Genomic DNA, 20,424 nt, shown 5'->3' with positions numbered 1-20,424 from the left:
TGCAACATCTGAATCACAAATAGAACCATCAGTGCGTTCAATGGTAGTGAAAACACCATTTTCTATTATTTCTGAAGTGTCTAGTTTTAAAGTATTTCCAAAAATAAACATAAAAAATCAAGAAGCGTTTGTTTTTCAAAATGAAAAAGATGTAGGTAGGCGTGAATTAGATTCTAAGTTATTAACTACAGTACAACAGTATCATTCGGAGGCTTATTGTGAAATAGTTTCTTTTAATCTTCATGAAAAGAGAGTGCTTATGGAATTATATAATAAAAAAGTCATAGGGAATATTGAAGAGAATAAGGTAGAGACATCTTCATGGACCCCTATACATAGCATAATATTAGAGGGTAAAAATGAAGGAGAAGTAAATAATGTTATAACAGCCAAGCTACCAATAGAAATAGGAAAATATAAAGGTGAAATTATTTTACGAGAAAAAGTTGTATTTAAAGAAAAAGTCATAGGAATAAAAGAGGTGGAACAGGAGATTGTTTTGACAAAAACTGAATTCTTAGTGCCAAAAGTAATAAAAAATGGACAAAATACATTTACAGTTGAAAAAGGGAGCTTATTTGTAGAAGGCTATATTTATCAATGTATTGAATACATATCAGAACAAAGTACATTTCATAATAATATGTATCAATTAATGCAAAATATTGTACTGGAATTAGTCGTTCAAGTAATACAAGAACAGGAAGTACAAGTACGAATGAAATAAAAATGAATATATTCCCTAAATGCTACAAATGGTTTTCCCTCAATAAATTCAGTGTAATATTTATGAAGACTAATTTTTGCTAACGGGGATAGTTACTTTATTATATGAATCTATTTAGGTCTATGAAAAAATAAGTGCTAACATGTTTGAAAACAAACTTACTAACACTTATTAAAAACAGACATAAAATTTGGATTATATGTGGTTTGATTTAAGAATTTAATAAAAAAATTGATAATTACTTGCTATAAACTGATGTGTAAAATAAAGTGTATTCACTTCTTTTTTACAAGACTCTCAACTTGAATAGTAATACATGTTTATCATAATTTTCTAAACACCAATTATATTTTTTTAGAATAATTGGATGGACAACTTCTTTCGTCATATCAACATCAATAAAGCCATATGTTTTATAAAAACTTTCTAGTTCTTCAAAAGGAATACAAAATACGTTTTGTATTTCTAATGCTTTCGCAGTCTGTACTAAGAATGAAACAAGTTTCTTAGCTAATTGTAGACCTCTAAATTGAGGGAGAATAAAAATCCCACCCATTTCTAAAGTATTTTCATCTAGTTGGACTAATCGTCCAACACCTGCATACTCATTGTTGTATGTAATGATTGCAACTTTATCTCTCTCTAAATCACTTTGTACAAATCCTATCGATTCATATTGATTATTAATCCATTCTAGGTCATTAGATGTAGCTAGTTGAATACTCATATGCATCCTCCTTTGGAAAACTTGCGTTATTTTCATTATATTGAATATAATATCAGGAAAAAAGTAGTTGGAATCGCATGATTTCCAATTACTGTTCAAGTTTTGAAGAATAGTGCATACAATATAAAGTCTTTTCCTTTCTTCATTTAAGTTTTACGTATATAATTTAAAAGTACTATTTTTATTTTATATTTTTTATATTTATAACAGAATAGAGGTTTAAAAATGGGTGTTAAAATCATTACGGATAGTGCGGCGGATTTACCGGTAGAATTGCTGCAAGCATATGATATTGATTTAATTCCACTCCGTGTATATGATGAAGCAGAAACAGAGTATTTAGATGGAGTTACATTAGAGTCAGTTACATTATTGCAAAAAATGAGAGAAGGCGCAGTTTATAGAACGTCATTGCCTTCACTTGAAACTTTCCAAGAAAAATTTGTTTCTTATGCAAAAGAAGGTAATCCTTGTATATATTTAGCTTTTTCATCTGAACTGTCTGGTACATATCAATCGTCAGTTGTTATTAAAGAAGAAGTGAAAGAAACTTATGCTGATTTAGATTTAGAAATTATCGATACAAAATGTGCTTCGCTTGGTCAAGGGCTTGTCGTTTTAGAAGCTGCTAAAATGGCGAAAGACGGCGCATCAAAAGAAGATATTTTAAAACGTGTTGATTTTCTAATGAATCATATGGAACATATCTTCACTGTAGCTGACTTGCAGTACCTTGTTAGAGGTGGACGTTTAAGTAAAGTAGCAGGTTTTATCGGTGGGTTACTAAACATTAAGCCGATCTTAAACGTAGAAGAAGGAAAGCTTGTACCACTTGAAAAGGTACGTGGGAAAAAGAAAGTCCTTGGCCGAATTGTAGATATTATGGAAGAGCGCGGAAAAGACCTTAAAGGTCAAACAATCGCTATGACTCATGGTGACGACTTAGAAACAGCTGAAGCATTAAAAGTATTAATTACGGATAGATTTGGCTGTGAAGTATTTATCGTAAATACAATTGGTGCAGCAATTGGAGCACATACAGGACCTGGCGTTATAACGTTATTTTTCTTAAATGAAGTAGAGTAAAGGATTGATCTTTTGATCAATCCTTTTTTAATTCTAATATAATTGTTTTATGCGGATGAAAAATATGTAATTTTATTTTAGTTAGTAACTTTCTTTTTAGTAGGTATGAAGGTAGATAGGAAACCAGTGAAGGCTAGTATGAAACCAAATGTTTCAGTATCATCAACTACTAAACCATTGTTCCACTGATAAAGGAAGGATGCTAGCAATAAAAGAGTAGCAGCGCCTCCAACATATCTTGCCATTTTTCGTGTTGAATCTTTTTTTGTTTTTACAATCATATTTGTCATCCTTTCATATTTACTAAATAATTCGATAAACTAATTTCTAGGATGTGATATTGATAATTCATCTATTGAGCTCACTTAATTTATTTTCATTTACAATAGATGTCTTCCATGTACTAGGTAAATATAATTAACCATTCGATCTATTTTAAGAATGATAGTTTACATGTAGTTAAATCCTTTTCATTAAGTTTATCGTAATTCAAGTATATGGCGCTGTCCTTGTTAATAACAAGTAGTAAAATTGTATGAAAAAAGTGGGCAAAAACCTTAAATTTAAACCATTAAATTTAACAAGCTATCTAGAAATAATCATAATATGAATGTAAAATTAAAATGAATGATACATTTTTTTACATTTGTGAAATTGTATATTTTATTTAGTATGAAAAATATGTAGATACATAATGACTTAATTAGTAAAAAGCATGAAATGGTTAATTAGTGAGAGAAAAAGATGGAAATAGGGGAACGTATTCGGCAAGTTCGTATGCATAAAGGATTGACACAGGGGGAGCTCGTATCAGAAATATGCTCAGTAACCTATTTAAGTAGAATTGAGAGTGGGAAAATCAAACCATCATCTTCTTTTTTAAAACAAGTTTCTAAGAAGCTGGGTGTTGATTGCGATTTTCTCATAGATGGCAATTACGAGGAGATAAAGCTTACTATTCTTAAAATATGTAATAAATATAAAAAAGATAAAAGTATTACAGAAGCTGACTTATCTTTGTTAGAATTATACGTTCGTGAAGTGGATTCAATCCATTTATTACTAAAGGTATATGGTGTACTTATATACTATCATGCCCGACAAAAAAACGTTTTGCATGTAAAGTCGCTTATAGATCAAGCTTCGCAAATGATACCAAGTCAGGTCGAACTACAAGATCCAGAAGATTATATTTATTACTTAAAAGCTCGAGGTTTATATTTTTATAATAAACAAGACTACATTGCTGCGCATGATATTTATGTACAGGCAGAGAGTTTACTTGGTGTAGAAGAAACTGAACAACATGGTCATATATACTATAATTTATGTCATGTATATAAGGAGCTTTATAAAGATAAAAGTATTAGTCGTTTGTATGCCTTAAAAACTTACAACGTATACAGAAAAAATGGTATGCAGAAAAACGTAATAAATACACTTTTAATGCTTGCAATATTGTATATTATGGATGAGTTATATGAAAAGGCACTTGAAATTTTACAGCAAGTAGAAAAAAGTTTGGCTATTAATGGTGATTCAAAGTATTTACCTATAATTTCTTATGATTACGGGAAAATTTATCAAGGTTTGAAAGACTATACGAATGCCATTAAATACTACGAAAAAACTTTGGAATTAAGTGAATTTTTATCACAGAAAGATCAAAAAGTTTATGCGTTACGAAACATGTTGGAGATTTACATAGAACTTAAAGATTGGAAAAATGTTAATAAAGTTATGAATGAAGCATTTCATTTTTTATCGATTTATGACGTACCAATTGCATATGTCCAACTATATGGTTTGAAAGCTAAAGTATTCAAAATACGTGGAGATTATTATGAATATGAAAAAAATATGCAAAAAGCAATTGAAGTAGGAGTAGAAAAAAACCAACAGCGTTTAGTTGCTGAATTATCCTATGAATTAGGTAACTTTTATAATGAAAATCGCTCTTATAAATTATCTGCGAAATTTTATAAAATATCAGTTGAAAATAAAATGGATTTATAAAGAAGTTTAGCCAAAATTCTTATAAATTGTAAAGGGTTATCCAAAAGAGTAGGGTATTTTATACCTTTTGGATAGCCTCTTTTTATTACTATTCTATAATTACTGGTCGATAAGGTATCGGTGAAGATAAAATCATCGAAGTTTTTACTGTACCAAATGGTATAACGATATCAATTAATTCCTCTAATTCTTTCATTGAGTGAACCGCTACTCTTAAGTAATAGCTACTTTCACCTGTCACCCGGTGACATTCAAGTATTCTATGTTCTTCGTATATTTTCTCCTCAAATTTTTTGCAGGGAATCTTTAAATTTTCGATTCTTAAAAATGCTTGAATTGATTTTCCAACTGCATCTAATGATATCCGAGCCGTATATTTCTCAAGTATTCCAGTATCTTGTAATCTCTTTAGTCTTTCTGTAACACTAGGGCGGCTGAGGTGTAAGTGTTCGGTCATTTCTGTAATTGTCATTCTGGCATCTTCTTGTAGTAATAGCGTTATTTTCTTATCAATTTCATCCATGAATTATGCTCCTTTGCAAAATTGAAAGTAAATTTCTGAAATAAATACATAATATAAAATCTCATGTTAAATTACATACACTTTTGTATATTGAATAGACTGATAACTTTCTATAATTAAAATATAAATGGAGGTGCATGTAATGTCTAATCATTTTGATGAAACAATTTCTATTACAAAAGGAACAGCCTTATACGTCGGAGCGGTTTTAGGATCGGGAATTCTTATATTACCTGGTATGACAGCAAGTGTAGCAGAAGGGAATGCGCTTGTTTCTTGGCTTGTTATGATATTACTTAGTATTCCACTTGCATTCACATTCGCTTTTTTATCGATTGAGCATCCGAGTGCAGGTGGAATTGCTACTTTTTCAGAAAAGGCTTTCGGTAAAAATATAGGTGCTATTATAGGCTGGTGTTTTTTTATTGCGGGTAGCGTTGGGCAAATCGTTGTCTCAATGACTGGTGGAATGTATATAGTGAAAGTGTTTGCTTTATCATCACATTTATCGTACGTTATAGCGCTTATTATTTTAAGTATTTCAATTGGTTTCAATTTATACGGGTTAAAAATGAGTGGATTATTTCAAATATGTATTGGTGTATTAACTTTATTTATCTTAATCGTAACAATTATCAGTTCGCTACCTTATATTGAAATGAACAATATAAATGTACATATTTGTATGCAAGAAGTAAATTCAATTTTAGATGCATCTTTATTAATTTTTTGGTCTTTTTTCGGTTGGGAAGCTATTGCAAGTTTAGCTCCAGAATTTAAAACACCTAGAAAAAGAAATATTATTTTATCTACGGGGGTTGCGATTGTTATTATTGGAGTTTTATATATTGGTATTGCATTATCAGTAATTGGAACGAAATCCTATCATATAAATGCTGATAATACTACAGCTCTCGTGCTTGTAATTAAGCAAACATTAGGCGATCAATTTGCATGGTTAATTGGATTTGTAGCTTTTATCATTTGTTTAGGGACAACAAATGCATTTATTGCAAGTATGGGACGCTTAGGTTATTCATTAGGAAAAGAAGAAGTTGCACCGCGGTATTTAGCACATATTAATAAAAAAAGAGAAACACCAACAAATGCAGTAAAAGTTGTAGGTTTTATTGCAATAATAGGTTTGTTAATAAGTTTCGTTTTCCATATTAGCATAGATAAAATTGTTTTAATACCGAATTCGTTAGGAATTGTTACATATATAGTCGGTACTGCGGCTGGAATGAAATTAATAAAGAATAGGTTAGGTAAAATTTTTTCTATAGTAGCTTTTACATGTTGTGTAGTTGTTTACCCTTTTATTGGAGGAGTAATACTGATTCCAGTAGCCGTAGCATTCATGTGCTTATGCTATGTGTGTTTCATTAACGGAAGTAAAGAATATCAATAAGACTTCGCTTTTAGAAATCTAAATATTTAAAGATGTTAAAATTTTACCATTTCTTATATAATTGTGTAGGGAGAACATCTGTAACTATTTGTAAAAATAGGGGGCGGCTATAAAAATGCACGAAATTGCTAGGTGGGATTTAGATCGATTGTATCCAATTGAGGATATTCTAACTCCAATATTGGGTTTGAAAGAACAATATTATGTGACAAAAGATGTAGTGATTCTTTCAAAACTTATACAAGCTATTGAAAAAGCAGAATACTATTTGTATTGCCGATCTGCTGAAGAAAGTGTTGCATCTGAAATTGCTTTATTGACAGTGAAAGTAAAAGAACTAAAAAGTGAAGTGCAGCATTTAATACAACAAAATGAAGTGGAAACTTCCAATAATAGTAACAATGGATTAATAAAAGATGAACTTAATGCGTGGGAAAGTATGTACATACAATTAAGGAATAGGATAGAAATAGAGCACAATGAAAAACAATTATCCTTTGGACAAGCAAATAATATTGCAATGAATAGTGATAATGAAAAGGAAAGATTAGAAGTATTCGAGTTATTAATAAGTGCTTTAAACGTGTATAAGAAAAGGAAAGCTTCCATTACATGGCATGAACTTATGACAGTAAAAGAAAATAATGAGGCTATTATTCCTTTTTCAGTAGCAGTAAAAAACATATATGATGCACTAAAAAATATAGATGAAGAATTGGCACAGTTCGCACAGAATGCAATAGCAAATGGATGGGTAGATGCTGAACCGAGAGATAATAAACCACCAGGTGGGTTTTGTGCTCCTTTTTTCAGTGAAAAAGAATCCCGTATTTCAATGCGTTATGATGGAACAATTGATAGTGTAAGAGTACTTGCTCATGAATTAGGACATGCTTGGCATTTTTATGTTATGAGTTTGGAACAATCTACTTCATTTTTAGATGATTACCTGCCAATGAGTACAGCAGAATCAGCATCTATTTTCTTTGAAACCGTGCTCATAAATTATCTAATTCAAACAACAGATAGTATAGATATGAAAAAGTCATTGCTTAGTTGGAAAATAAGAAACAGTTTTAATTATGTAATGGCGATTCGAGCATCGTTTGAATTTGAGAAGAATTTTTATGAAAAGTGTAAAGAAAGTTCTGTAAGTGCTGATGAAATTGAGAAGTTATCTATAGCAGCGCAAGAAAAAGCATATGGGAATGCATTATCAGAATATCAGCCGTTTGTTTGGATGAAATATGTTCAGTTTTATATAGCAGATATTCCTTTTTATAATTATCCATACACATTTGGCTATTTAGCTAGTTTTAGTTTATTAGAGATGGCTCAAGAAACTAAAAGTACTTTTCATTCGAAATATAAAGAGTTTTTACGAGAAACAGGAAAAGCTCCAGTGGAAGAGCTTATGAAAAAACATTTTGAAATAGATATAACAAGCTATGAATTTTGGGATAAAGCTTTTAAACAAATTTCTAAAGATATCGATGAATATTTGCAGCTTACGTAAGGGGAGAGTATAGTGGATTACCAGCTTATAAAAGGAATACCTTTTTCAACTTTAGAATACGCAAAAGCTATAAGTTTATTAAAAGGTTGGCTACATGAACAACAAGAGAAACCAAGGTTTGTAGTAACTGCAAATCCTGAAATTGTTATGTCTGCAAAGGAGACCACAGAAAAATCAAAGCAGTTTAAAAAGATGTTACTATCTGCGGATCTAATAACAGCGGATGGGATTGGCGTCATAATTGGCTCGAAAATATTGAAGGGAACTTTGAAAGAACGTGTTACTGGGGCAGATATCACTCATGATTTAATAAAATATTGTAATGACAATGGATACCGTGTCTTTCTTTTTGGAGCCGCACCAGAAAGTAATAAAAAGGCATTATTAAAATTAAATGAGCAGTTCCCAGGAGCACAGTTTAAAGGACAGCATGGATTTGTAAATGTTGAAGAAATAGAAGAAGTAAAAATAAAAATTAAGCAATTCAAGCCGCATTTATTGCTAGTAGGACTAGGTTCACCAAAACAAGAAGAATTCATCTATGAAAACATACAAACATTAAACGTTCCGCTATCTATTGGTATTGGAGGCATGATCGATATAATATCTGGTACTGTAAAAAGAGCACCGAAAATTATGAGGGATACTGGAACCGAATGGCTGTATAGGCTACTCTCACAGCCGAAACGGTTAAAGAGACAACTTGTACTTCCGAAATTTTTATTTTCGGTTATGTCTGAAAGAATTAAAGGGAGTAATTAATGAAGGGGACTACATACATGAACAAAATCGGCATTATCGGAGCAATGCAAATTGAAATAGACTTACTTTTAGAAAAACTAGTTATAAAAGAAGAACAAACAATTGCTGGAATACCTTTTTACGTTGGAGAATTCATGGGAACAGAAGTAATTATTACACGTTCTGGTGTAGGGAAAGTAAATGCAGCCGCATGTACGCAAACATTAATTCATAAATTTGATGTAAATGCTATCATCAATACAGGTGTTGCTGGCGGGTTACATCCGGATGTAAAAGTTGGCGATGTAGTTATTTCAACGAATGTTACCCATCATGATGTAAGTAAAACTCAAATGAAAAACTTATTCCCGTTCCAAGAAGAATTTGTCGCAAGTAAGGAATTAGTAGAGTTAGCACGTAAAGCATGCAATTGTAGTTGTTTACATATTGCGGTTCATGAAGGAAGAATTGTAAGCGGTGAATGTTTTGTTGAAGATTCAAACCTAAAAGCGAAGTTAATAGACGAATTTGCACCGCATTGTACAGAAATGGAAGGTGCAGCAATTGGACATGTTGCCCATATAAATGATATACCGTTTCTCGTTATAAGATGTATTTCAGACAGCGCAGACGATGAAGCACAAGTCTCTTATGATGACTTCGCGAAAACGGCGGCGAATTATTGTTCGGAAATTATCGTTGAGATGCTGAAAAATATATCAAGTAAAACTGTATTGTAATTCAAAAGGAGAGAGTAAAATGTTACAAGCATTAATTTTTGATATGGACGGAACGTTATTTCAAACAGATAAAATTTTAGAATTATCGTTAGATGATACTTTTGATCATTTACGCTCATTGCAATTATGGGATACGGTAACACCTATTGATAAATACCGTGAAATCATGGGTGTGCCTTTACCGAAAGTTTGGGAAGCGTTATTACCAAATCATTCTCTTGAAGTAAGAGAACAAACAGATGCATTTTTTTTAGAAAGATTAATTGAAAACATTAAGAGTGGAAAAGGTGCATTATACCCGAATGTAAAAGAAGTGTTAGCATATATAAAAGAAAATAGTTGTTCAATATATATTGCTAGTAATGGTTTAACTGAATATTTACGAGCAATCGTATCTTATTATGCTTTAGATCAATGGGTTACTGAAACATTTAGTATTGAACAAATAAACTCACTTAATAAAAGCGACTTAGTAAAAAGTATTTTGAATAAATATGATGTAAAAGAAGCAGCCGTAGTCGGGGATCGTTTATCTGATATAAATGCAGCTAAAGATAATGGCTTGATTGCGGTTGGATGCAATTTTGATTTTGCACAAGAAGATGAGCTTGCTCAAGCAGATATAGTAATAGATAATTTACTGGAGTTGAAGGGGATATTGCCTGCTGTGCAGAGATAATAAAGGTGTTTAATTTATAATAAAGTCATTTGAAAAATAATATAATTGTTTAAAAATCCTTCTTCCACTAACGAAGTAGATTAGCTCATTAAGGAATTAAAATAAGAACTTGTAGTTTCTGAAGAAATGGAAAATAGAAAGATTTTTTTATTCAAAATAGACACTGTTATTCAGAGATAGATTGAGATTTCAATTCATTTGTGATGCATTAGTAATAGTTTAATTTCTTGAAAATTGAGTAGAGGATTATAAAGTGTGTGTAGTTTTTTGCTAATTTCTATATATATTATTTTACGGAGGAAATATGCTTAAAGATAATTTTAAAATTGGTGATATTCCCGCGGTTTTATGGGGAGATAAAAGTGAAAAAATTTTTATTGCAGTACATGGAAATATGTCAAATAAGGAAGATACAGTTATTCAAATACTAGCTGAAGAAGCTAATCAAAAAGGTTATCAAGTATTAAGCTTTGATTTGCCTGAGCATGGAGAAAGAAAAAATGAAAATACTCCTTGCAAAGTACAGTTTTGTGTTAGGGAATTATCTATAATTATGGATTACGCAAAAGAACATTGGAAAGAAATAAGTGTGTTTGCATGTAGTATCGGATCTTATTTTAGCCTTTTAGCCTATCGAAATGATGTGATAGAAAAGGCATTATTTTTATCACCAGTAGTTAACATGGAACGAATTATCGAAAATATGATGAAATGGTTTAATGTAACACCAGAACTTTTGCAAAAAGAAATGACTATAGAGACACCGATTGATCAAAAATTATATTGGGATTATTTATGCTATGTAAAAGAGCATCCTATTAGTACATGGAATACAGATACATATATTATGTATGGAGCTAAGGATGAACTGTGTGAATTTGAAACTATTAACTATTTTACAAAAAAACATCGTTGTGAATTAGAAGTTATGGAGACAGGTGAACATTATTTTCATACTGAAGAACAGTTAAAGATATTTGAACAGTGGTTACACAAACATATAGATTAACAAATCATATTTTAATTTGAACCTGTTAGAGAAGAATGTTGAATTTATAAACTGATATTATATTTGAGAGACATTATAAATGTAAATGTATTCACTTAAACAAACAAGTGCTTTAGTTCGATAAGAATTAAACAACTTTATTCATGATTTTTGAGTACAAATACCTTTATATGTATAGAAATTAAACAATTAAATTATCGATTTACATCTGAAGTGAAGAATACACCTACTACGAATTGAATAAAGTAGCAACCATAAAAATGCTCAGAATAAATGATTCTTGAGCATTTTTATGTATTTTCATATTAAGGGGGGAATTTACTTGAAAGATATACATATTCGACAAATTAAGGATTTAATGATATACGAACACGATTATCTTGTTCAAGAAAGCAAAGAAGAAGGGTTTAATTTCCTAATAAAACTAAAAAGTGATTATGAAAATAAAATAAACACCTTTAATAAAACTGGTGAATGTTTATATGGTATTTTTCAAGTGGAAGGGCTAATTGGAATAGGAGGGCTAAATGAGGATCCATTTACAGAAAATAATAAGATTGGTAGGGTAAGGAGATTTTATATTGCAAAAGAATACCGAAGGAAAGGATTAGGGAGGTTACTGTTAGTACGAATTTTAAACGATGCGAAAAAATATTTTAATATTGTTGTCTTACATACAGATACAGAACAGGGTGACAAATTTTATACTTCGAGTGGATTTGTGAAAGGGACAAAATATGTGGGAGCGAGCCATTATTTGAACCTATATAAAAGGATGTAGTGAAGCAATATTTATCCCTCTCAACAGAACTTTTGTTCTGTTTCGTGTAGATAGATGGTATAATTTAGTTGAATCTATTATTGGAATGGGGAATTGGATGATGGGAGAAAATAAAATTATTAATGATTTCAATGAATATTCAATTTGGATACATACATTGAAAGGTATGAAAGAGGAATTGTGGGTGGCACCAATATCAGAGGGGAAATGGACTGTTGGCGAAATCGTATCTCATATTATGAACTGGGATGACTATCTATTACGTAAGACATTATCGTCAGTGAGAAATGGACAGGGAATGGAGTTCCCTGATTTTGATACATATAATAAATTAGCATCTAATTATGCTAAATCAGGTATATCTAAGGTAAAACTTCTTGAAGAAGCAAAAGCTAAAAGAGAGTTACTCGTAAAAGAACTTAAATTACTGCCTGATGAAAATCTAAAGAAACCTTTAACAGCCAATGGGGTATCACACTGTCCTCATACTGGAACGCCGTATTCTCTTATATATATTATTAAAGAATTTATAGATCATGATAACCATCATAAAAGACAGGTTATTCATTTTTTAAATGAAAATGTAGTTGCTAACTGATAAATAAAAAATCCCGCAAATGATATTTGTGGGATCTTTCTTACATTATAATTTAACATTCATTTCTTTCAATAACCCCTTCGGATCACCTTTCACATAATAAAAGTGCGGATTGTTTTCATCATCGTAAAGCATAATATAAGGTTTTTCGTTAAGTGGAAGAAGAATAAGTACTTCATCAATTGTTGTATGTAACCATTGATTTGTAATAGAAACTGGTTTAGATAAAGGGATTTTTATCATGTGTCCATCTTTTGGAACGACATTTAAGTTTTTGAACGGGCCAGTAATGGATTTAGCATATTGAACAGCTTCTTTTTGAATAGCTGGATCTAAAGATTGTTTTTGAATGACCATTTCTTTTTGACAATCAAATACTTCAATTTGTTGATTTGTATTTGCAAGCGCATTTGTTGATAATAAGAAACAAAGAAGAGTAATGATCCCGATTTTTTTAATCATAATACAACACCTCGTTTTTACTATACCCTTAAAATGTTCAAATATTTTTCTGTCACATTGATGTAACAAAGAAGTTGTATAATACAATTGGTTTTTGTTTAAAAGCAATGGAGGATAATGTATGAGAGTATTAATAGCAGATGATGAACAAGATATGTTAAGGATTTTAAAGGCTTATTTCGAGAAAGAAGGCTTCGAGGTTTTATTAGCGAAAGATGGAGAGGAAGCACTTCAAATATTTTATGATGAAAAAATTGATTTAGCTATTTTAGACTGGATGATGCCGAAACATAGTGGTATTACTGTCTGTCAGGAAATAAAAAAGAACTCAAGTGTTAAAGTATTAATGCTTACGGCGAAAAGTGAAAGCGAAGATGAATTAGCAGCGCTTCAAAGTGGTGCAGATGAATACGTAAAAAAACCATTTCATCCAGGCGTATTAATAACTAGAGCGAAAAAGCTTATACAGCAAGATGATGTCATTCAAGTTCAAGATTTGAAAATAGATTTCACTAAAAATAAAGTTTATAAAAATGACAAAGAGTTAGATATTACAAAAACAGAGTTAGAATTAATAAAGTGTTTTTTAAATCATAAAGGCATGATTTTAACTCGTAAAAAATTGTTAGATATCGTATGGGGATTTGACTATTTTGGAGAAGAGCGAACTGTTGATACACATGTAAGAAGATTACGTAAAAAAGTAGGAGAAAATATTATAAAGACACATCGTGGTTTAGGATATAGTTTGGAGGAGCAGAGTGAATAAACTTGGAAAAAAGCTATTTCTCAGCATTTCTTTAACTGTTATTCTTATTTTTACGATTTCCTTATTATTAATTAACTATTTATTACCGAAATATAATATTTACAAAACGCGAGAAAGCTTAGAAGGTATTACAGCACAAATACAGTCCATACCGAGCGAGCAACTGGATGAAGTAATTACTAGCATTGAAAATAAAGGAAATGTTACGATTGCGTATACATCAATTAACAATTCGGAAGATCATATTAATGATGAGTTACGCATGCAACTTACAAAGAAAAGAGTTGCCCTTAATAAACTGTGGATTACAAAAGAAGAAATAATGAAAGTAAAAAACTTTGGACAATCGAATAAAATATATGATCAAGAGAAAATGAAATCTAGTTTTTTTGTGAAATATATTGCGAAAGACAATATGTTAATTTTGGTAGGAGTTTCTATCGCACATTCAAATGAAGTGATAAAAACGCTAAACTCATTTTATTTATACATATTAGGTATTACGATTTTTCTCATTATCGTACTTGTATGGATACTTTCAAAAACAATTACCAGACCATTGAAAGAATTAAGTGATGTTGCAGAAGATATTTCAAATTTGAAATTTGAACGAGCGAAAGTGAAAACAAATGATGAAATAGGGGACTTAGCTAATAGTATTAATATCATGAGTGAAAAACTACATGAAGCGCATGAAGATTTAACAGATCGAAATGAACATTTAAAACGATTTATGGGTGATGTGACACACGAATTAAAAACTCCAATCGCATTAGTGAAAGCATATTCTATGGGAATAAAAGATGGTTTAGATGATGGTACATACATAAATACAATCATTAAACAAACTGATCACATATCAAACCTAATTGAAGAGTTATTAAGATTTTCTAAATTAGAAAGAGATGTTTTAGAAAAAGAAGAATTCGCTATTAAATCACTAGTCCAAAGTATATTAGATAAGCATAAGATTGAACTGGAATCGAAAGGAATTGATTTGCATGTGAACTATAATGTTGGCGATGCAGTTGTTTATGCTGATGTAAATAAAATGAGAATGGTGTTTCAAAATTTAATATCTAATGCGATAAAATATACAGCAAATCAAAATATAAAAATTACTTTAGAAAATCGAAATGAAAATATATATTTTCAAATTCAAAATGGTATGAATGCGGAACAGATGAAAGATATCGATAAAATTTGGGAACCTTTTTACGTCTTAGAATCTTCTCGTAGTAAAGACCATTCAGGTACAGGATTAGGCTTAGCGATCGTGAAAAGTATTTTAGAAAGACATGGTTTTGACTATGGAGTATCTACTATAGAGGGAGAAATACGATTTTATATTCATATGAAGAAAGTCTAATTCAATACTATTAGAAGCATCGTCTATTATTAGGCGATGTTTTTTATTGATTATATGAGAGTGGTAAATCAGGATATATAATCTTGAAAGCTCGTTGGAAGAGTGTTCTACAAATTTCTCAAGTTGTTGTATAAAATATAAACTGAATTTTCTGTAATTTTATTGTATAGTAAAAGGAGAAATATATGGGGAGGGAAGGGTATGGGGAAAAAGAAAATAGCAACACTATCAGCAATATTATCTTTATCAATTACATCAGGAGTTTCTAGCATGACTGCATATGCAGACAATAAAGAAACAAACTACATAAATGAGAATGACGTGAGGTTAAATGGAAATGTTTCAGAAGCGTTACGTTCAAACACGAAGATAGAATTAGAAAATGGGATGACAAAACCGATTTATTCGCTTGATGAAGCAATTATTGAAAATTTATTTGTAGAAACAGAAGTTGATAGTGATCGAGATGGAAAAAAGGATCGTGTATCAGTAAAAGTTATGCGTCCAAAAACTGATTCGAATGTGAAAGTTCCCGTTATTTATGAAATGAGTCCATATCGATCTGGCTTAAAAGATGTTCCTGTATATAATGTAGATGAAGAATTGTATGCGTATGAAGGGAAACCGTATGGAGCTGTTAATCTTGGTTCATACGGAAATTATTATGTGCCAAGAGGCTATGCAGTCATTTTAGGTGAAAGTATTGGAACTGGGAAATCAGATGGATGTCCGACTACTGGGGATGAGCAAGAAATATTAGGGACGAAATCTGTCATTGATTGGGTGAATGGACGTGCGAAAGCATATACAGAAAATGGTGAGGAAGTTAAGGCTGATTGGTCTACAGGAAATGTAGGTATGACAGGAGTCTCTTATAATGGTACGTTACCAAATGCAGTTGCGACGACTGGTGTTGAAGGTTTAAAAACTATTATTCCAATTGCAGCGATTAGTAGTTGGTACGATTATTATCGTGCAAATGGTGCAGTCATTGCGCCAGGTGGATACCAAGGAGAAGATACAGATAATATGGCAGAAGCAGTACTAACAAGGGAAAATCCTGAAGTTTGCGGAAAAGTAATAAAAGAGCTAACAGCTGGACAGGACCGGAAAACTGGTAATTATAATGATTTTTGGGATAAACGTAATTATGTAAAAGATGCTAAAAACGTAAAAGCGAGTGTATTTGTTGTTCATGGTTTAAATGATTGGAATGTAAAAACGAAGCAGTTCTCGCAATGGTGGGAAGCACTTGGAGAAAATGATGTCCCTCGTAAAATGTGGTTACATCAAGGTGGACACGGTGGAACATCAACTAATGACTGGCAAAGAATACAAAATAAATGGTTCGATTACTGGTTGTATGGAATTGAAAATGGGATTATGAATGAACCGATGGTTGATGTACAACGTGAAAATAAAACTTGGGAAAAATTAAAAAACTGGCCAGATCCATCAGCTGTGCCGTCAAAAGTTCGTATGTATTTAAGTAACAAAGCAGTTAATTTGCCATTAAGTATGGGCTCTGCAAATAAAGTTTTCTCATTCGTAGATGATGCGAAAATGAAATCAAACCAATTAGTAGCAAACCCAGAATTAGAAGTGGCAAATCGATTAGTGTATACAATGCCTGTATTACAAAAGGATATGAGAATAAGCGGGACACCCAAAATTTCAATCAAAGGAAATATTAATCGTCCTGTATCAAATTTAACAGCATTACTTGTTGATTACGGCGGAGCAAAACCTGAAATTGTTACGAGGGGTTGGATGGACCCACAAAATTTAAATAGTATAAAAGATTCAACAGCACTTCAATCTGGAAAAGATTATACATTTACATGGGACATGCAGCCTGATGATTATGTATTTAAAGCGGGGCATCAAATTGGAGTCGTTTTAATCGCTAGTGACTATGATTATACAATTAGACCGAAAGCGGGTACGAAGCTTACAGTAAAATTAAGCGAAGTGACATTACCGATTGTGAAATAAATGATGTTTAATGAAGAGCTTACTATATAGTAAGCTCTTTAAACTTTGAAATATAAATGCATTACCAATGCCATGAGTTTAATATGAATTTTTATTAGCAGAAACAAAAATACTTATGATAAATAAAACAATCGCATTTAAGATTAAAAGTCCACTAAACGTTAACCCAGCAGCACCTCCAGCGAATCCATCTCCAACTTTTTCACCAATTACATGCAAAGTGGTGAAGAAAACGATGGGGGAAGAAAGAATGAAAATGCCACTGGTAATTCTCCATATTTGCCTATATTTCTTTGCAATAAAGAAAATTACAGTATTAAAAGCAATAAGAAGTAAAAGAAATATAATGAATGAATTCATCATATCCTCCTTCCGGTAAAATTCCGAATTTTCATTTTTATATTTTCATCTAGAAGGAAATATTATACAATATGATTATATTCTATTCTATGGAAAGCGAGTGATATATTATGACAGTCAGCTCTTTCGAATTTTTATTAAAAGTAAAGGTACAGGAAGATTAATTGAGTTGAAATCTTCCGTACTTAAAAACGGAGGAGAAAATAAATGTTTAGTTTTTATAGTACACTTTGCACGGAACTTTATGATTACACAAAACCTGTCGGTTATTCTTTAAATGGTGATATTGAGTATTATCAAGAACGTTTAAAAAATGGTAGAGGAAGAATTCTAGAAGCAGCAGTAGGATCAGGTCGGGTCATCATCCCGCTTCTTGAGGCTGGTTTTACAGTGGATGGGATAGATTATTCACCTGAAATGTTAGATTCTTGCCGTATACGCTGTACAGAGAGAGGTTTACATCCTAATTTATATGAAGGAAGCTTACAAAAATTTTCACTGCCGCATAAATATGAGGCAATTATCATTCCGACTGGATCTTTTTGTTTAATTGAAAATCGAGATGATTCTATAAACGCATTGAAATGTTGTTATGAACATCTTAATCCTGGGGGACGATTAATTGTAGATATTATGCTTCCGCATGACTGGAAGACTGGAGAGATTCATACATCGACTTTTTCTTTACCAAGTGGAGACGGAATTACATTAGAAAATAAATCAATTGAAATAGATTGGCTGAACCAAGTTACTCTATCATATTTAAAATATGAAAAATGGAGTAAAGGACAGTTAGTACAAACAGAACTACAGCGCTTTGCGATGCGCTGGTATGGGATAGACGAGTTCAGAATTCTGTTAGAAAGTATAGGTTTCTCTAACATTACTTGCTCTGCTGACTATGTTTATGAAAAAGAACCGTCAAATGCAAATCAAATGTTTACTTTTGAAGCTGTGCGAAACGATAAATAAAAGAACTATCTATGAAATAAGGTAATTGATATAATATCGATTGCCTTATTTTAATTGTATATTGCTTACATGTTATTACGTTTCATTGTCCAAGCATTTTGCTACTAATTACATATACTATTTATGTTAAAGTCAGCTACTATTTTATATAGGGCTGTTATTTTCCTATAAATGCTATTTTAGTGAAGTGGGAGGAATCAATTTGGAAAACGTAGAACAAGATAGAATTGAAAATCAAGTGTATTCAAATCGTGTAGTAAGATCAGAATTTGATGCGAATTGGGAAACATGTATATCAAAAAGCGGTTATGTAATTTATGTAGCAACAAGTAATAATGCTGAAGTAATAGTACTTCTTGCAGACGGTTCAAGTAAGTTATTAATTTTCGAAAAAGGTGGTAAAGTAGTAGTAGGCGGCGGTGGAACAAGTCATTACAGTAAGCCGCATATTGCAAGAAATATTTAAGGTAGAACATGTTAATTGAGAAGAAACTGGATAACGGTTAGTCAGTCCTGTTTAGAGCATGAATGACTAACCGCTTTTATTTGTTTAAATCATTTTAGTAGAACTTAATTTATTACAAATACTTTTGGATGATCAGAGAAGTTTGAAGGGAATTGTACGGATCAGTATTTGAAATATAATGTAGGATTTGGAGAATCCTATAAGCAATATAAAAAAGCATTTCCTATTTCGGGAAATGCTTTTTCTATGTTATAGTATAATAGTGTTTTGAAACGATGTTATTTTAATATACTTCAAATTTTGTTGTGTATTATTTTTATATTAAATCAGTTGCTTAAGTATTTTTTTATATAAGGAGTAATAATAAGAGAAATGAAAAATATAGACTTTATACTAGAAAGTGATGAGGCATTAAAACCGTCTGAACGATTAGTACTATTATTATTAGAGAAGCATAGAATGTTATATACGAACGATCTATTAGCATTATCTAATTTATCATATAAAACATTAACGGATTCATTAACGGCGCTTGTTTTAAAATCATATGTGTTAAAGGAAACAGGCAAGGGAAGAAGACAGAATTGTTATAGATTGGTATGATAAGACTGCTGATTTTAGAGAGGTCGCATTAACGTTTTTCAAATATAAGGATAAATTATATTTTTGTTTTCAAATGAAAAAGCGTACCGTGATGTGCACTTGAATATTTGAATTTCATTTTTGTTAATGATAATTCTATCATTATCCAAAATAGAAAAATAAAATAAACTGCATAAAAAAGAAATAAAAAAACAATCCGTTTTAAAAATGGATTGTTTTTTATTGGAAAAATATTATTTGATATGTTGAAAGTATGAATGATTAATCTACTACGCTTGTATACTTTTCAGGTAATAATTCCATTACGTTACATTTTACAAGTTCACCATTATAAGAAAGTATAACGTTCGTATTTTTTCCGTAATCACTTATTAATTCTCGACACATACCACATGGAGCAACAACCCAACATTTTTCTATATCTTCATGAGGGTGTGGGTGAGCAACTGCTACAATGGTATCAAATTCATGATCACCTTCTGAAATAGATTTTCCAATCGCCATAGCTTCACCACATACTGTTATCCTTCCAACATTCGCTTCAACATGCACTGCTGCATATATATTACCTGTTTTAGTTCGTACAGCGGAACCGATATGATGGCGACCATATTTATAGTTTTTTTCAATTACTTTTTCAGCAGCTGTAATTAAATCATAGTCTTCACTATTTAAAGGCATTACTTGTAACATAATTTTCCCTCCATATTAAATATGATTAGTGTTATTTTGACGGAAAATTTTAATATTTAAAATAAAAGATGAAAACTGAATAGATAATATTATTATGTAAACTGATATTTTAACAGGAAAATTTAATAATTAATAGAACATACCAAAGAGAATACTTTAATATTTTGATAGGTGGGAGAGT

The 20,424-nt window shown here is 31.1% G+C and carries 23 protein-coding genes; 17 read left to right on the top strand and 6 right to left on the bottom strand.

The window, feature by feature from the left end; genetic code table 11:
* Window positions 1-727 (top strand): BC_2427 family protein (locus ACXY7N_RS19815; protein WP_488592572.1); only part of this gene is annotated, 727 nt, incomplete at its 5' end.
* Between the two features lie 286 nt (window positions 728-1,013).
* Here the strand turns inward: ACXY7N_RS19815 and ACXY7N_RS19810 are convergent.
* Window positions 1,014-1,454, bottom strand: a complete 441-nt coding sequence (locus ACXY7N_RS19810; protein WP_016087484.1) for a GNAT family N-acetyltransferase — start codon at window positions 1,452-1,454, stop codon at window positions 1,014-1,016.
* 225 nt (window positions 1,455-1,679) lie between these two features.
* On the opposite strand from ACXY7N_RS19810, the gene ACXY7N_RS19805 reads away from it, so the two are divergent.
* Window positions 1,680-2,540, top strand: coding sequence for a DegV family protein (locus ACXY7N_RS19805; RefSeq protein WP_016134736.1), 861 nt, complete (start codon window positions 1,680-1,682; stop codon window positions 2,538-2,540).
* 77 nt (window positions 2,541-2,617) lie between these two features.
* On the opposite strand, the gene ACXY7N_RS19800 is transcribed toward ACXY7N_RS19805, so the two are convergent.
* Window positions 2,618-2,821: a hypothetical protein gene (locus ACXY7N_RS19800; protein WP_002189898.1), complete on the bottom strand. Its 204-nt coding sequence runs from the start codon at window positions 2,819-2,821 to the stop codon at window positions 2,618-2,620.
* Between the two features lie 463 nt (window positions 2,822-3,284).
* Here ACXY7N_RS19800 and ACXY7N_RS19795 point away from each other — a divergent pair, with 463 nt between their 5' ends.
* Window positions 3,285-4,556 carry a helix-turn-helix domain-containing protein gene (locus tag ACXY7N_RS19795; protein WP_098486475.1) on the top strand — a complete coding sequence of 424 codons (1,272 nt, stop codon included), beginning with the start codon at window positions 3,285-3,287 and terminating at the stop codon, window positions 4,554-4,556.
* Window positions 4,557-4,644: 88 nt separating this feature from the next.
* On the opposite strand, the gene ACXY7N_RS19790 is transcribed toward ACXY7N_RS19795, so the two are convergent.
* Window positions 4,645-5,079, bottom strand: a complete 435-nt coding sequence (locus tag ACXY7N_RS19790) for an Lrp/AsnC family transcriptional regulator (protein WP_016087488.1) — start codon at window positions 5,077-5,079, stop codon at window positions 4,645-4,647.
* 142 nt (window positions 5,080-5,221) lie between these two features.
* On the opposite strand from ACXY7N_RS19790, the gene ACXY7N_RS19785 reads away from it, so the two are divergent.
* From ACXY7N_RS19785 to ACXY7N_RS19750, 8 genes are all read left to right on the top strand, one after another.
* Window positions 5,222-6,490, top strand: a complete 1,269-nt coding sequence (locus tag ACXY7N_RS19785; RefSeq protein ID WP_016087489.1) for an APC family permease — start codon at window positions 5,222-5,224, stop codon at window positions 6,488-6,490.
* Between the two features lie 115 nt (window positions 6,491-6,605).
* Complete coding sequence (locus tag ACXY7N_RS19780; RefSeq protein WP_353811205.1) at window positions 6,606-8,006, top strand: M3 family metallopeptidase; 1,401 nt, start codon at window positions 6,606-6,608, stop codon at window positions 8,004-8,006.
* 12 nt (window positions 8,007-8,018) lie between these two features.
* Entirely contained in the window at window positions 8,019-8,768 is a 750-nt protein-coding gene (locus tag ACXY7N_RS19775) for a WecB/TagA/CpsF family glycosyltransferase (RefSeq protein WP_000386252.1), read from the top strand.
* A 17-nt stretch (window positions 8,769-8,785) separates the two neighbouring features.
* Window positions 8,786-9,487, top strand: a complete 702-nt coding sequence (locus ACXY7N_RS19770) for a 5'-methylthioadenosine/adenosylhomocysteine nucleosidase (RefSeq protein ID WP_033660080.1) — start codon at window positions 8,786-8,788, stop codon at window positions 9,485-9,487.
* A 19-nt stretch (window positions 9,488-9,506) separates the two neighbouring features.
* Window positions 9,507-10,166, top strand: a complete 660-nt coding sequence (locus ACXY7N_RS19765) for an HAD family hydrolase (protein WP_098560213.1) — start codon at window positions 9,507-9,509, stop codon at window positions 10,164-10,166.
* Window positions 10,167-10,470: 304 nt separating this feature from the next.
* Window positions 10,471-11,175: an alpha/beta hydrolase gene (locus tag ACXY7N_RS19760; protein WP_016134733.1), complete on the top strand. Its 705-nt coding sequence runs from the start codon at window positions 10,471-10,473 to the stop codon at window positions 11,173-11,175.
* Between the two features lie 322 nt (window positions 11,176-11,497).
* The gene (locus ACXY7N_RS19755; protein ID WP_116349098.1) at window positions 11,498-11,956 is read left to right on the top strand and encodes a GNAT family N-acetyltransferase; all 459 of its coding nucleotides are present in this window, start codon (window positions 11,498-11,500) and stop codon (window positions 11,954-11,956) included.
* A gap of 100 nt (window positions 11,957-12,056) precedes the next feature.
* Complete coding sequence (locus ACXY7N_RS19750) at window positions 12,057-12,554, top strand: DinB family protein (protein ID WP_098486480.1); 498 nt, start codon at window positions 12,057-12,059, stop codon at window positions 12,552-12,554.
* Window positions 12,555-12,599: 45 nt separating this feature from the next.
* Here the strand turns inward: ACXY7N_RS19750 and ACXY7N_RS19745 are convergent, their stop codons facing one another.
* A complete protein-coding gene (locus ACXY7N_RS19745) occupies window positions 12,600-13,016 on the bottom strand; it encodes a hypothetical protein (protein WP_098560212.1) in 417 nt (138 codons plus the stop codon).
* Between the two features lie 121 nt (window positions 13,017-13,137).
* On the opposite strand from ACXY7N_RS19745, the gene ACXY7N_RS19740 reads away from it, so the two are divergent.
* The 3 genes from ACXY7N_RS19740 to ACXY7N_RS19730 all read left to right on the top strand — a co-directional run bounded on the left by ACXY7N_RS19740 (window position 13,138) and on the right by ACXY7N_RS19730 (window position 17,149).
* Window positions 13,138-13,785 (top strand): response regulator transcription factor, encoded by a 648-nt coding sequence (locus ACXY7N_RS19740; protein ID WP_016087498.1) that lies wholly within the window; start codon window positions 13,138-13,140, stop codon window positions 13,783-13,785.
* Window positions 13,778-15,154 (top strand): sensor histidine kinase, encoded by a 1,377-nt coding sequence (locus ACXY7N_RS19735; RefSeq protein ID WP_016087499.1) that lies wholly within the window; start codon window positions 13,778-13,780, stop codon window positions 15,152-15,154. Before ACXY7N_RS19740 ends, ACXY7N_RS19735 begins: the two co-directional genes overlap by 8 nt.
* Before the next feature lie 201 nt (window positions 15,155-15,355).
* A complete protein-coding gene (locus tag ACXY7N_RS19730) occupies window positions 15,356-17,149 on the top strand; it encodes a Xaa-Pro dipeptidyl-peptidase (RefSeq protein ID WP_016087500.1) in 1,794 nt (597 codons plus the stop codon).
* 78 nt (window positions 17,150-17,227) lie between these two features.
* On the opposite strand, the gene ACXY7N_RS19725 is transcribed toward ACXY7N_RS19730, so the two are convergent.
* Window positions 17,228-17,509, bottom strand: a complete 282-nt coding sequence (locus ACXY7N_RS19725) for a hypothetical protein (protein WP_016087501.1) — start codon at window positions 17,507-17,509, stop codon at window positions 17,228-17,230.
* Between the two features lie 207 nt (window positions 17,510-17,716).
* On the opposite strand from ACXY7N_RS19725, the gene ACXY7N_RS19720 reads away from it, so the two are divergent.
* From ACXY7N_RS19720 to ACXY7N_RS19710, 3 genes are all read left to right on the top strand, one after another.
* Window positions 17,717-18,481: a class I SAM-dependent methyltransferase gene (locus ACXY7N_RS19720; protein WP_016134727.1), complete on the top strand. Its 765-nt coding sequence runs from the start codon at window positions 17,717-17,719 to the stop codon at window positions 18,479-18,481.
* A gap of 202 nt (window positions 18,482-18,683) precedes the next feature.
* Window positions 18,684-18,947, top strand: coding sequence for a hypothetical protein (locus tag ACXY7N_RS19715; RefSeq protein WP_000432423.1), 264 nt, complete (start codon window positions 18,684-18,686; stop codon window positions 18,945-18,947).
* Between the two features lie 372 nt (window positions 18,948-19,319).
* Window positions 19,320-19,550: a hypothetical protein gene (locus ACXY7N_RS19710; RefSeq protein ID WP_000789031.1), complete on the top strand. Its 231-nt coding sequence runs from the start codon at window positions 19,320-19,322 to the stop codon at window positions 19,548-19,550.
* 261 nt (window positions 19,551-19,811) lie between these two features.
* On the opposite strand, the gene ACXY7N_RS19705 is transcribed toward ACXY7N_RS19710, so the two are convergent.
* Complete coding sequence (locus ACXY7N_RS19705; RefSeq protein ID WP_016134726.1) at window positions 19,812-20,243, bottom strand: cytidine deaminase; 432 nt, start codon at window positions 20,241-20,243, stop codon at window positions 19,812-19,814.
* Window positions 20,244-20,424 lie beyond the last annotated feature (181 nt).

The sequence above is a fragment of the Bacillus sp. 5w2 genome, from assembly GCF_054353775.1.
Note: the sequence above shows the minus strand (reverse complement) of the source record. Positions and strands in the feature narration are given on the sequence as shown.